The sequence below is a fragment of the Streptococcus infantis genome, from assembly GCF_047463315.1.
Lineage (GTDB): Bacteria > Bacillota > Bacilli > Lactobacillales > Streptococcaceae > Streptococcus > Streptococcus infantis_AB.
The window spans coordinates 12,822-26,203 of sequence record NZ_JASHEB010000006.1 but is presented as its reverse complement, the minus strand read 5'-3'; the positions used below and the strand labels follow the sequence as shown (position 1 = coordinate 26,203).

10 protein-coding genes and 3 tRNA genes are annotated in these 13,382 nt (G+C 33.9%); 5 read left to right on the top strand and 8 right to left on the bottom strand.

Annotated elements, in window-relative coordinates; genetic code table 11:
- Nucleotides 1–126 precede the first annotated feature (126 nt).
- A complete protein-coding gene (gene trpS / locus QM857_RS07245) occupies nucleotides 127–1,152 on the bottom strand; it encodes a tryptophan--tRNA ligase (protein ID WP_414275524.1) in 1,026 nt (341 codons plus the stop codon).
- 207 nt (nucleotides 1,153–1,359) lie between these two features.
- Between trpS and QM857_RS07240 the strand changes: the two genes are divergently transcribed.
- On the top strand, nucleotides 1,360–2,982 hold the full coding sequence (locus tag QM857_RS07240) for an ATP-binding cassette domain-containing protein (protein WP_195183552.1): 1,623 nt from the start codon (nucleotides 1,360–1,362) through the stop codon (nucleotides 2,980–2,982).
- Between the two features lie 194 nt (nucleotides 2,983–3,176).
- Here QM857_RS07240 and QM857_RS07235 read toward each other — a convergent pair whose 3' ends face one another.
- Entirely contained in the window at nucleotides 3,177–5,831 is a 2,655-nt protein-coding gene (locus QM857_RS07235) for a YhgE/Pip family protein (protein WP_414275523.1), read from the bottom strand.
- Nucleotides 5,832–5,959: 128 nt separating this feature from the next.
- Here QM857_RS07235 and QM857_RS07230 point away from each other — a divergent pair, with 128 nt between their 5' ends.
- Nucleotides 5,960–6,502 (top strand): TetR/AcrR family transcriptional regulator, encoded by a 543-nt coding sequence (locus QM857_RS07230; protein ID WP_004250951.1) that lies wholly within the window; start codon nucleotides 5,960–5,962, stop codon nucleotides 6,500–6,502.
- A 39-nt stretch (nucleotides 6,503–6,541) separates the two neighbouring features.
- Here the strand turns inward: QM857_RS07230 and QM857_RS07225 are convergent.
- The 6 genes from QM857_RS07225 to rlmH form a co-directional block, all read right to left on the bottom strand.
- Nucleotides 6,542–6,615 (bottom strand) — tRNA-Asn (locus tag QM857_RS07225).
- A 5-nt stretch (nucleotides 6,616–6,620) separates the two neighbouring features.
- Nucleotides 6,621–6,692, bottom strand: a tRNA-Glu gene (locus QM857_RS07220).
- Nucleotides 6,693–6,743: 51 nt separating this feature from the next.
- Nucleotides 6,744–7,496: a competence system response regulator transcription factor ComE gene (comE, locus tag QM857_RS07215; RefSeq protein ID WP_049494633.1), complete on the bottom strand. Its 753-nt coding sequence runs from the start codon at nucleotides 7,494–7,496 to the stop codon at nucleotides 6,744–6,746.
- On the bottom strand, nucleotides 7,493–8,812 hold the full coding sequence (gene comD / locus QM857_RS07210) for a competence system sensor histidine kinase ComD (protein WP_414275522.1): 1,320 nt from the start codon (nucleotides 8,810–8,812) through the stop codon (nucleotides 7,493–7,495). The genes comE and comD overlap by 4 nt, the downstream gene beginning before the upstream one ends.
- 168 nt (nucleotides 8,813–8,980) lie before the next feature.
- Nucleotides 8,981–9,054 (bottom strand) — tRNA-Arg (locus tag QM857_RS07205).
- 41 nt (nucleotides 9,055–9,095) lie between these two features.
- Entirely contained in the window at nucleotides 9,096–9,575 is a 480-nt protein-coding gene (rlmH, locus tag QM857_RS07200) for a 23S rRNA (pseudouridine(1915)-N(3))-methyltransferase RlmH (RefSeq protein ID WP_414275521.1), read from the bottom strand.
- 184 nt (nucleotides 9,576–9,759) lie between these two features.
- Between rlmH and QM857_RS07195 the strand changes: the two genes are divergently transcribed.
- The 3 genes from QM857_RS07195 (at nucleotide 9,760) to dnaA (ending at nucleotide 13,336) form a co-directional block, all read left to right on the top strand.
- Nucleotides 9,760–10,944 (top strand): S1C family serine protease, encoded by a 1,185-nt coding sequence (locus QM857_RS07195; RefSeq protein ID WP_414275520.1) that lies wholly within the window; start codon nucleotides 9,760–9,762, stop codon nucleotides 10,942–10,944.
- Nucleotides 10,945–11,000: 56 nt separating this feature from the next.
- The gene (locus QM857_RS07190) at nucleotides 11,001–11,765 is read left to right on the top strand and encodes a ParB/RepB/Spo0J family partition protein (RefSeq protein ID WP_414275519.1); all 765 of its coding nucleotides are present in this window, start codon (nucleotides 11,001–11,003) and stop codon (nucleotides 11,763–11,765) included.
- Between the two features lie 212 nt (nucleotides 11,766–11,977).
- On the top strand, nucleotides 11,978–13,336 hold the full coding sequence (gene dnaA / locus QM857_RS07185) for a chromosomal replication initiator protein DnaA (protein WP_414275518.1): 1,359 nt from the start codon (nucleotides 11,978–11,980) through the stop codon (nucleotides 13,334–13,336).
- The last annotated feature ends 46 nt before the right edge of the window (nucleotides 13,337–13,382 follow it).

The following is a 13,382-nucleotide window of genomic DNA, read 5'->3' as shown; positions in this document are numbered from 1 at the left end:
GCTTTTTGTATTGTATCTATCATACCATTCTATGAAAATTTGTCAATTAAATTTATAAGAGAATAAATAAAAAACTATCCCTCTTATTTTAAAGAAGAAATAGTTTTATAGTTCATATTTTATCCATTAGTGAAAGTAATTTAGACCCATTGCAGCTTTTACTTCTGATAGTGTTTGCCCAGCAACTTCTCGAGCTTTTTCACTACCTTTTTGGAGCATGTTATAAACCTCACCCATATCTTTAGCATATTCTAGGCGACGTTCACGGATTGGACCAAGTTCACGTTCTAGGATTTCAAGTAGGTAACGTTTGGTCTTAACATCACCAAGGCCTCCACGTTGATAATGTTCCTTCATTTCAGCAATTTCTTGAGCATCCTCAGGTCGACCGAATACGTCCAAGTAATGGAAAACCATATTTCCTTCAATCTTACCTGGATCCTCAACACGAATATGGTCTGGATCTGTATACATACTCATTACTTTTTTACGCAAAGTATCCGCATCATCAGCTAGGTAAATTCCATTATTAAGTGATTTCGACATTTTGGCATTACCATCAAGACCTGGTAAACGTCCCGCACCTTCATGCTCAGGATAAATTCCTTCTGGTTCTACTAAAACATCACAGTTATAGGCATGGTTGAAAGAACGCACAATTTCACGTGTTTGTTCAATCATCGGCTTTTGATCATTCCCTACTGGAACCAAGTTAGCCTTAAATGCTGTAATATCTGCTGCTTGCGCAACTGGATAAACTAAAAATCCAGTTGGAATACTTTCTCCAAAGCCTTTTTGAGCAATTTCAGTCTTTACGGTTGGATTTCGTTCCAAGCGAGCTAATGAAACTAGGTTCATATAATACATAGAGAGCTCTGCCAATTCTGGAATCTGGCTTTGAATGAAAATCGTTGCTTTATTAGGATCTAATCCCACTGCAAGATAATCCAAAGCAACATTCCCAATAGACTCTACAATAGTTTGTGGATCTTTTGCATGGTCTGTTAGTGCTTGCTGGTCAGCTAAAAAAACAAACATGTCATATTTATTATCTTCTTGTAGTAAGACACGATTTTTCAAACTACCAACGTAGTGCCCAATATGTAATTTCCCCGTTGGACGATCTCCTGTTAAAATAATGGGTTTACTCATCTTATTCTCCTTTGATATGCTCCTTTCAATTATAGCATTTTTTTAATAAAAAGACAGATAATTTTTTTATTGAAACAATAGAGATGTTACCCCTTTCAATCGTAAAGGGGTTGTCAACTTTGTTTACAGAAAATTGACAAATAAAAATTTGAATAATTGGTGATTTTCTAGTAGAATTAGAGTATTACATATAATAGGAGAAAAACTTTGCTAACAGTATCTGATGTTTCACTACGTTTTAGTGATCGTAAACTTTTTGATGATGTAAACATCAAATTTACAGAAGGAAATACCTATGGTTTGATTGGTGCCAACGGTGCTGGAAAATCAACCTTTTTAAAAATCTTAGCTGGGGATATTGAACCGACAACTGGGCATATCTCTCTTGGACCAGACGAACGTCTTTCAGTACTTCGTCAAAATCACTTTGACTACGAAGATGAGCGTGCTATTGATGTTGTTATCATGGGTAATGAAAAACTATACAACATCATGAAAGAAAAAGACGCCATTTATATGAAAGAAGATTTTTCAGAAGAAGATGGTGTTCGCGCAGCTGAACTTGAAGGAGAATTCGCTGAACTAGGTGGTTGGGAAGCTGAGAGTGAAGCTTCACAACTCTTACAAAATTTGAATATTCCAGAAGAACTTCATTACCAAAATATGAGTGAACTAGCAAATGGCGACAAAGTAAAGGTTCTCCTTGCTAAAGCCCTCTTCGGTAAACCAGATGTCCTTCTTTTGGACGAGCCAACCAATGGTCTGGATATTCAATCCATCACTTGGCTAGAGGATTTCCTAATCGACTTTGATAATACTGTCATTGTAGTATCCCACGACCGTCACTTCTTGAATAAAGTATGTACTCACATGGCTGACCTTGACTTTGGAAAAATCAAACTCTATGTAGGAAACTACGACTTCTGGAAGGAGTCTTCTGAGCTTGCTGCTAAATTACTAGCAGACCGTAATGCTAAAGCAGAAGAAAAAATCAAACAACTTCAAGAATTCGTTGCTCGTTTCTCTGCTAATGCATCTAAATCAAGACAAGCAACTTCACGTAAAAAAATGCTTGACAAGATTGAACTTGAGGAAATTGTCCCTTCTAGTCGTAAATACCCATTCATCAGCTTTAAAGCTGAACGAGAAATTGGGAACGACCTCTTGACAGTAGAAAACTTATCTGTAAAGATTGATGGTGAAACTATTCTTGACAACATCAGCTTCATCTTGCGTCCAGGTGACAAGACAGCTCTTATTGGACAAAATGACATCCAAACAACTGCCTTGATTCGTGCAATCATGGGTGAAATTGAATATGAGGGAACTGTCAAATGGGGAGTTACAACTAGTCGCTCTTACTTACCAAAAGACAATTCAGCTTATTTTGCTGGCAGTGAATCAATCCTTGACTGGTTGCGTCAATTTGCAAGTAAAGAAGAAGATGACAATACCTTCCTACGTGGTTTCCTTGGTCGCATGCTCTTTTCTGGAGACGAGGTTAACAAGCCTGTAAACGTCTTGTCAGGGGGAGAAAAAGTGCGCGTGATGCTTTCGAAACTCATGCTTTTGAAATCAAACGTTCTTGTACTTGACGATCCTACTAATCACTTAGATTTGGAATCTATTTCAAGTTTGAACGATGGATTGAAAAATTTCAAAGAATCTATCATCTTCGCCAGTCACGACCATGAATTCATCCAAACTTTGGCTAACCACATTATTGTCTTATCTAAAAACGGCGTCATCGATCGTATTGATGAAACCTATGATGAATTCTTAGAAAATGCTGAAGTACAAGCAAAAGTAAAAGAACTTTGGAAAGATTAAGTATAACTTTAAAAAACTCAGTTGGGAGCCCAACTGAGTTTTTTTATTTCTTATGAATTTTTAGTTGATAGTTCTGTCAATCTGATTCTATTCAACATATTCATTGTTTCACGTGAAACATTCTATTATTAGATTTATAAATTCTTAACATGATTCATACTCACAAAAAATCGACCAAATTGGTCGATTTTTTTTTAATCTTCTTCCAGTTTTTTAGGTTGATAAGCAAGCATACCTAATCCTATGAATAGAATTAAAGTTACAAGAAGGAAAATTACCTGATGATGAATATTCCCTGTCATTGAAATTGTTTGTCTCAAACCTGAAACTGAATAACTCATTGGCAACCAAGGATTGACAGCCTTAAAGAAACTATTTGTCAGAGCAAGTGGATAAGTTCCTGCACTTGATGCTAATTGTAATAATAATAAAATAAGAGAGAAGAAAGCACCTAAGCGACTATTCCATGTCGTTAATGCGGTTACCATAGACATAAAGGTCAGACTTGCGATGATGATTAAGAGTAAAGTCCTCATTTCATGATTTGATGTTAATCCAATAAGATGAACTCCTCCATAGACTAAGACAGCGGCTAAAACAGCTATAACTCCATTTATCTCAAAGCGAGATTTGAACCAAGCCCAGCGAGTTTCAGGATGACGACCTGAAGGTAATTTAGCAAAAATCATATTTGTTGATAATGCAGCGACAAAGAGAGCGACTGATATCATATAAGGAGCCATAGCAATCCCATTTACAGGAACTTGATCATTATCTTTTTTTGAAAGACTCAAAGGCTCAGATAATATTTCTGCATTATTAGACTCTGTTGATGCTGATTTTAGTTGATTGCTAGCACTTCTTAAGCCTTGTCCTAGATCAGTAGTTCCTACTTGTAAACTTTCAATACCAGCAGTTAAAGTTGCTCCACCTTCAGCTAATTTTCCAGCACCATCTGCAATTTTTGCTGCTCCATTTCCTAACTGAGAGCTAGCTGAAAGCAATTGACTTGATTTATCTGTTAATTGACTTGAACCAAGCTGTATTTTATCAAGTCCTGCAATTAAGTCTGAACTCTTACTATTTAATTGGCTAGAACCAGATGATAGTTTTTCAATACCTGTTACTAATTCTGGAGTTTTCCCAGCTAGCGAATCCAAACCAGATGTCAAGGTTGAAGAGTTTTCTGTCAACTTACTTGATCCAGAAACCAATTGATCCAAACTTGTTGTTAAAGTTGTATTCTTTTCACTTAGTTGGTTTACACCTAAAGAAATAGTATCCAACCCTTTAGTATAGTCATTAACTCCATTTTCAATCGATTGACTTCCAGGAACTAACTGATTATCTACAGCATTTTGCAACTGTGTAAATCCACTTGACATAGATGTCAAGGAACTAGACGCCACAGGTAATACTTGATTTGCTTTAGTCTGTAAAGTAGAAAGATTAGAGACTGGTTGGTTTACACTTCCCAAATTTTCTTTTAAATCTCCTACCGTCGTTAAAATTGCTTTTGCTGACTCTATCGTAGAATTAGAATTATTTGAAACAGCTGCAGTCAGTTCTTGTTTCTGAGTATCAGTAAGAGATTGATAAGTTGCTGTTGCTTGAAGATTGGTAAGAGTTTTCTCTTGCTCTGTTTGACTATTAGTCACAATAGTTTGAGCAAGAGTAGATATATTCGCTAAATCATTAGATATTGTACTTTTAAGTTCAGTATTATCTGAAACAGTTACAGCTTGAAGTGCTTTATTCAATTCATCTAAACTAGTTGCTAATTGAGTGATTTCCTCTTTTTGTTGAGATGAAGTATTCAATTGAGTAGAAATTTCTTTAATCCCTTTATTTAATTGGGTAATACCGTTTCTCAATGTATCTGATTGACTAGATAATTGGTTTGCCCCAATAGATAGCTTGTCAACACCGCTTGTATAAGCATTGACACCAACTGAAAATTGATTGAGACCTGTATTCAGTTGCGAAACTCCTCCTGCATATGACTTCATTCCAGTATTTAGCTGATTGACACCTGCTACTAATTCTGGAGTCTTAGAAGATAATTGATTAAGTCCAGTGTCAACCTGTGAAACTGCACTTGTATAGTTCTGTAAACCATCATTAAATGTACCTAAGCCACTATTCAGTTGCTTTACTCCTGTTACATACGTTGTCAATCCTTTTGTAAATTGATTTGTGCCATCAGAAAAGGTTAAACTTGAACTAGCTAAAGTATCAAGATTAGAAGACAATGTCTGACTTCCTACAGCTAACTGACTAGCCCCATTGGCCAATTGTTCACTTCCATCAGCTGCCTTCGTTAAACCAGATTTTAAATCTCCCATCTTTTGAAATAAAGCTTTCGTATAGGTTTCGGTTACATTAGCAGAAACATTCTGTTTTAACTGTGTCATGGCAGAATCACTCATCTTACTTGCAATGAAACTATGTCCACTAGAAGTTTGATAGTTAATATTCATTTGTTCTGGGTGATCTGATAGAATAGAAGCAGCCTTTTCAGATAAGTCACTTGGCAAAGTTACTACCATATAGTAATCACCGTCTTCTAGACCCTTCTTACCTTCTTCTTCACTGACAAAATGAAAATCTAATGATTTATTTTGCTCTAAATTGGACACCATGTCTTTTCCAATAGTCATTGTGTTTCCATTATAAGATGCTTCTTTATCATTATTAACGACCGCTACAGGCAACTCAGATAATTTGCCATATGGATCCCACATAGATGATAAAAATATGATGTTGTATAAAGCAGGAATAAGAGAAATCCCTATCATTACAATGATAAAGGTTGGTTTTTTAAAAATTGCTTTCCATTCTTTAAACATATTGTCTCCTTTTTTACACATATTGTCTAAAATTTTGATATAATAGATTATACATTAAAAATTCTTATTTACAAGTCAAAATTTTTATTTTTAGACACTGAGTCTATTTTTGTTCACAAGGAGGAACTATGAAAGAGAGCAACAAACGCTTAAAAACCAAACGTACTATTGAGAACGCCATGGTTCAATTATTAACGGAACAACCATTTGATCAAATTAGCACTATTAAGCTGGCAGAAAAAGCCGGAATTAGTCGTTCTAGTTTTTATACTCATTACAAAGATAAGTATGATATGATTGAACATTACCAAAGTAAGCTTTTTCATACCTTTGAGTATATTTTTCAAAAACACGCAAATCATAAAAGAGATGCTATTCTAGAAGTGTTTGAATACTTAGAGTCTGAACCTTTACTAGCTGCTCTTCTATCTGAAAATGGTACAAAAGAGATACAAAACTTCTTGAGAAATAAACTTCACATTATGCTTAGCACTGACCTCCAAAAACGCTTTATGCAATTAAATTTAAACAATATTGAGTTAGAGTATAGCAGTATTTATCTAACAAACGCACTATTTGGTGTATGCCAAACCTGGATTGCTCATGGAAAAAAAGAAAGTCCACAAGAAATGACAAACTTTCTTATGAAAATGTTGGGAGATGCAAATTAGAGACAAAAAAAGAACACCATTGGTGTTCTTTTTGTTTAACTCCGCCAGTAGGACTCGAACCTACGACATCATGATTAACAGTCATGCGCTACTACCAACTGAGCTATGGCGGATAATATAGTCCGTACGGGATTCGAACCCGTGTTACCGCCGTGAAAAGGCGGTGTCTTAACCCCTTGACCAACGGACCATCTATCTGTAGCAGATATAACCATTATATCAATTTCTTACTAATTGTCAATCACTTTTTAGATTTTTTCTCCAGAATATCTCTTAATTTCCGTACCTTTAGACGGGTAATTGGACAACGATGATCCTCATAAAAAACCACTTCTAAATTTTTTCGATCAATTTCCCTAATATTTCCTACATTGACAAGAAATGATTTATGAGCAGAATAAAATCTTTGAATATCTTTATCTTTTTCTTGAATATCCGCCATAGTACCATAAAATTCTTTGGCAAAATTCTTACCAATAATCCTTAACTTATGAGATACTCCTGTTGTTTCAATATATAAAATATCATGGTAGGGAATTTTCAAATCATTTCCCTTGTAATTATAGTCAAAATAATCCACAACATCTTTATTTTCAAGTAGCATACTTTTGGTATATAAGATACTCTGTTCGATACGTTTTTTAAATAATTCATCATTGATATCTTTATCAACAAAATCCAAGGCTGATACTTGATATTTGTAAGTTAAGGTAGCAAATTCTGATCTACTAGTGATAAATACGATAATTGCATAGGGATTGTGGCGACGAATAAACTGTGCTACCTCAAATCCTTTTTTCTCAACGCCATGAATATCAATATCTAGAAAATAAAGCTGGTTTACTTCATCATTTTCGATATATTCCTTAAATTCTCGTTCTTTACCTGTTGTTTTGTAAGAAATAGGAATATTCAATTCCTTTGAAATTTCATCCAAGGTTCTTTCTAATCTGACTTGATGTTGAATAACATCTTCTAAAATTAATACTTTCATTCAAACTCTCTCTTAAATCTAATAATCTGTCTAAACTTACTATCTTCCATCTCTGTCTCTAAAATGATATTTTCATACTGATCCAAAATCTCTTTGACATTATTAAGGCCTATTCCTCTATTTCTACCTTTAGTAGAAAAACCTAGTTCAAACAAGTCTTCTGAAGGCATCATAGTATATTTACACGAATTTTGAATCACGATAACTATTTCTAAATCCATCTTAATCACTGCAACCTCCATTTGTTTCGAGTAACTTTCTGCAGCACCTTCGACAGCATTGTTCAATAAAACGCTCATAATACGCACAAGATCAAGTAAATCAATTGACAACTTTGTGATGATATCCTTTACTTCTAGTGTAAACTCTACGTCCTTATTTCTTGCATATACAATGGATTGTGCAATTAAACTTCGTAAAGCTGTATCTTCTATATTGTTTAAATCAAAGTATGTATACTTATCTGAACGTAATTTTTGATTAGCTTTTACTAAGACTTCATTGTAAATTCTGTCAATTTCCTGTAAATCTTTACTGTCAATAGCCATTTGCATACTGACAAGCATACCTGCATAATCATGACGGAAACCACGGATTTCATTATACAAACCAACAATTTCATCTGTATAGGTCTGTAAATGTTCTTGTTCAAATTTTTTCTGTTTTAGGGCTATTTCTTTTTCAATTTGAACCTTCTTGGCATTCATTGCAAAGAAGATTAGTAGTAAACAAATAAAGACAATTGTTGCTAAAATACTACTAAAACTATAAAAGTGTTCATGAATATTCACCATGTCTGAAATAAATAATAGAATATGTAAAGCAAAGAAAGCAAAAATGACCTTTTTAAAAAATGGATAGAGGTAATCTTTATCAAAATAATTGATTTCCAAGTGGAAATAAAAAATAATTTTTTTGATTACAAAATAGGTCAGCAATAAAACTACTACAAAAAAGAAATCTTCATATTTTGTTACGAAAGAAACACCTGTTATAGAGGATATGATTACTGCTATAAAAGTATGAGTACTTTGATATAGTAGAGACAATAGTAAACTGATAAAAATAGCCTTGAACTTATTATATTTTTTAAATCCTATTAAATAAGCAAAGATAATACAGGTAAATGAAATTTTTTCCATTCCTAATCCATGTAAAGAAGTTAAATAGAATAAAATTTCAACAATAGACTGTAATATAAATACCCAAGAAATAAACAGATATCTTTCTTTTTTTGTTGCCTTACAAATGAGTTCATAGCTATTTGTTAGAATAAGAATATGAAGAATAACTATGAGTATTTTCAATAAATCCATTATATCTCCCTATAATGTTTTCTCTTTTTTCTTATAAATGAACTTACCAATCTATTATACAAAATGTGATTTATATTATAAGTGATCATTCTCAACTGCACATTTTTGTACCTGAACTGTCAATTTTTACAAAAAACGCTGGGTCACCCCAGCGTTAAATCTAGTATATGATCCCAGCAGGATTCGAACCTGCGACCGTTCGCTTAGAAGGCGAATGCTCTATCCAGCTGAGCTATGAGACCTAACTAGTTTATCTTATCAAAATAATCGAGAATAGTCAATCCTATTTATGATAGGGAGAACCTTGTTGGATGGTAAAGGCTCGGTATATCTGTTCTACAAGAACTAGACGCATTAATTGATGTGGAAGAGTCAGTCTACCAAAACTAAGGGATAGATTCGCTCGATTTTTTACTTGAGGAGAAAGACCCAGACTCCCACCAATCACAAATGTTAAGGTGGAATAACCATTAATAGAAGCTTGTTCTAGTTGTTTACTGAATTCTTCAGAAGAGAGGGTTTCCCCTTCAATGGCTAAAACAACAACAAATTCTCTATCACCAATTTTGGAAAGGATTCGATTTCCTTCTAAATTCAAGATTTTTTCATTTTCTAAATCGCTGGCACGATCTGGTGTCTTTTCATCAGCTAATTCAATCATTTCTACGGCAGCAAATCGTGATATTCTTTTAGAGTATTCTGCAATTCCATCTTTGAGATACTTTTCTTTTAGTTTTCCAACTGTTACAATTTTTATTTTCATGCTTCTATTTTATCATAATCGCATTCTATTCACAGCTTATTCACAAATGAAAAAGGTGAAAAACACAATAAATTCACAAGTTTTAATCAGTTATCCACAGATTGTTAAAAACTTAAACTTTTTTAAGCTAGGATTAAGTTAATAATTTTATACTTTCACTAATTAATCAAATATGGAGGATTCTATGAAAAACTTAAACAAGTTTTCAAAAACAATTGGACAACTTTTACTAGTTATTCTTATTAGCTTTTTTAGTGGTCTATTAGGAAGTTTGGCTGTTCTTCAGTTCAACCAAAAGCAGGGAAGTGGAGAACAAAATAGTGCAGCAGTCACTCAGACTGCTTCGAAAAATGAAAATTCTACCACACAGGCTGTAGATAAAGTTAAAGATGCAGTTGTATCGATTATCACTTATTCAGAAAACTCTCAAGGTGGCTTTGTTGGAACTGATGATACTGTTACAGATTCAAATACTGAACAAATTAACAGTGAAGGTTCTGGTGTCATCTATAAAAAAGATGGGGATGATGCTTATATTGTAACCAACACTCACGTTATTAGTGGCGCTAAAAAAGTTGATATTCGTCTAGCAGATGGAACAAAAGTACCAGGTGAAATTGTTGGTTCTGATACCTATTCTGATATTGCAGTAGTAAAAATATCTTCAGAAAAGGTCTCTACAGTAGCTGAGTTTGGTGACTCAAGTCAATTATCTGTTGGGGAAACAGCTATCGCAATCGGTAGTCCTTTGGGTTCAGAATATGCAAATACAGTTACACAAGGGATTGTATCAAGCTTGAACAGACACGTTTCTTTGAAATCTGAAGATGGCCAAGCTATTTCAACAAATGCCATCCAAACAGATACAGCTATTAACCCTGGTAACTCTGGAGGTCCTTTGATTAATATCCAGGGACAAGTTATCGGTATTACATCAAGTAAAATTGCCTCTAATGGTGGAACATCCGTAGAAGGTCTTGGCTTTGCTATTCCTGCAAATGATGTTAAGAATATTATCAAACAGTTGGAAAAAGATGGAAAAGTAACTCGACCAGCTCTTGGTATACACATGGTTAATTTGACAAACCTTAGCACTGCCGATCTACAAAAATTAAAACTTCCTGACAACGTTACTTCTGGTGTAGCTGTTCGTTCTGTTCAAAAGAACATGCCTGCAAATGGACATTTACAACAGTATGATGTCATCACAAAAGTAGATGATACCAAGATTTCATCTACTACTGAATTGCAAAATGCGCTATACAGTCACTCTATTGGAGATGAAATAACTGTAACTTATTACCGTAATGGTAAAGAAGAAAAAACTACAATCAAACTAGATAAGAGTACAAGTGATTTAAATCAATAGTTTACATATTTGTAAACCTACTTTACAGAATATCAAAGATGTGATACTGTAGAAATATGGAAGAATTCAAATTAATTCGTATCAGTGATATTCAAAAAAATCCCTATCAACCTCGTAAAGAATTTTCAAAAGAAAAAATTGAAGAACTTGCCCAATCTATTAAAGAAAATGGTTTAATTCAACCCATTATTGTCCGTCAATCTCCAGTTATCGGATACGAAATCCTAGCTGGAGAAAGACGGTATCGGGCATCAATAGCAGCTGGGCTCACAGAAGTTCCTGTAATCATCAAAAAGTTATCTGATCAGGATATGATGGTTCACTCAATCATTGAAAATTTACAACGAGAAGACTTAAATCCGATTGAAGAAGCAAAAGCTTATCAATCTTTAATTGATAAAGGATATACTCATGCAGACATTGCTGCAAAAATGGGGAAATCACGTCCGTATATCACTAATCTTGTTCGATTGCTAACGCTCCCTGATTTTATTTTAACAAAAGTAGAAACTGGAAAATTGTCTCAAGCACATGCTAGGCTCCTGATTCAACTATCTACTGACGAACAAAAAAAATTACTCAATCGCATTCAGACTGAGGATTTATCGGTTCGACAGGTGGAAGATCTACTTAAAGAAGAAAAAAATAATAAGAAGAAAAGTAGAGAAAAAGATCACTTTATCAAAGAAGAAGAAGAAAATTTGAAAAAATTGTTGGGATTAGATGTCCAAATCGTCCTTCAAAAAAAAGAGGCAGGAAAAATAACTATCTCTTTTCATAATCAAGAAGAATACCAACGTTTTATTAACAGCCTGAAATAAGGCTGTTATTTTATTTTTCTAAACTCACATACTTATCCACTGGATTAGTATAGAAAAAGTCTATTAAATCAAAATCTAGACCTTTTATCCACAAGTTGTGGATAAACCTTTTAAACATTGTGGATTGTTTTTCACAAGTTGTGGAAAAATTGTTTGCTATGTGATAAAATAGTGTTTGAGATTACACCATTTAGAAAAGGAGGAGTTTGTTGTTGAAAGAAAAACAATTTTGGAATCAGATTTTAGAATTAGCTAAAGAGAGATTGACACGATCAATGTTTGATTTCTACGCAACACCTGCTGAATTAATAAAGGTTGAGGGAAATGTAGCTACCATATTTTTGCCAAGATCTGAAATGGAAATGGTTTGGAGTACAAAACTCAATGATATTATTGTAGCTGTCGGTTTTCAAATCTATGACACTGAAATAAAAGCTCAATATGTATTGACTAAAGAAGATTCTAATACCTCCGATATAGAAAGCAATGTTGAAAATAGTAATTATCAACAGGAAGAAATTAAAAAATCTATACCCTATTCAGAAACAGGATTAAGAGACATCTATACTTTTGATAATTTTATCCAAGGTGATGGAAATATTTGGGCTAAGTCTGCTGCTTTAGCTGTCTCGGAAGATCCCGGACTAACTTATAATCCTCTGTTTATATATGGAGGACCTGGTCTAGGGAAAACTCACTTGCTCAATGCTCTTGGGAATGAAATTCTCAAAAAAAATCCTAATGCGCGTGTAAAATATATTCCTGCTGAAAGCTTTATTAATGAATTTTTAGATCATTTAAGACTGAATGATATGGATAATTTTAAAAAAACCTATCGAAGTCTAGATCTCCTTCTTATTGATGATATTCAATCTCTCAGTGGAAATAAAGTGCAAACTCAGGATGAATTTTTCAATACATTTAACAAACTTCACAGTAATAATAAACAGATCGTTTTAACGAGTGACCGTAGGCCAGAACAACTAGAAAATCTACCTGAACGACTTGTCACGCGCTTCTCATGGGGATTAACAACGGATATTACTCCACCTGATTTCGAAACTCGTATCGCTATCCTAAATAGTAAAACAGAGGATTTAGATTATCATTTTCAACCTGACGCAATCGAATATTTGGCTGGCCAGTTTGATTCAAATGTACGTGAATTAGAAGGTGCGCTCAAAGATATTAGTCTCATGGCTAAAGTCAAACAAATCAACACTATAACTGTTGATATTGCATCTGAAGCTATACGTGCTCGAAAACAAAGCGTCAGCACCATGATCGTCATTCCGATTGAAAAAATCCAAGAGGAAGTCGGAAAATTTTATGATGTGAGCGTTAAGGAGATGAAGGGAACTAGACGTGTTCAGAATATTGTTCTAGCTCGCCAAGTTGCTATGTACCTAGCTAGAGAATTAACTGATAACAGTCTTCCAAAAATCGGAAAAGAATTTGGTGGTAAAGATCATACAACCGTCATTCATGCTCATGCAAAAATCAAATCTATGATTGAAACTGATGATAAATTACGTATAGAAATCGAAACTATCAAAAAGAAAATCAAATAACTTGTGGATAAGTGTTTAAAATTTTACTGATTTATTAACAAATTTT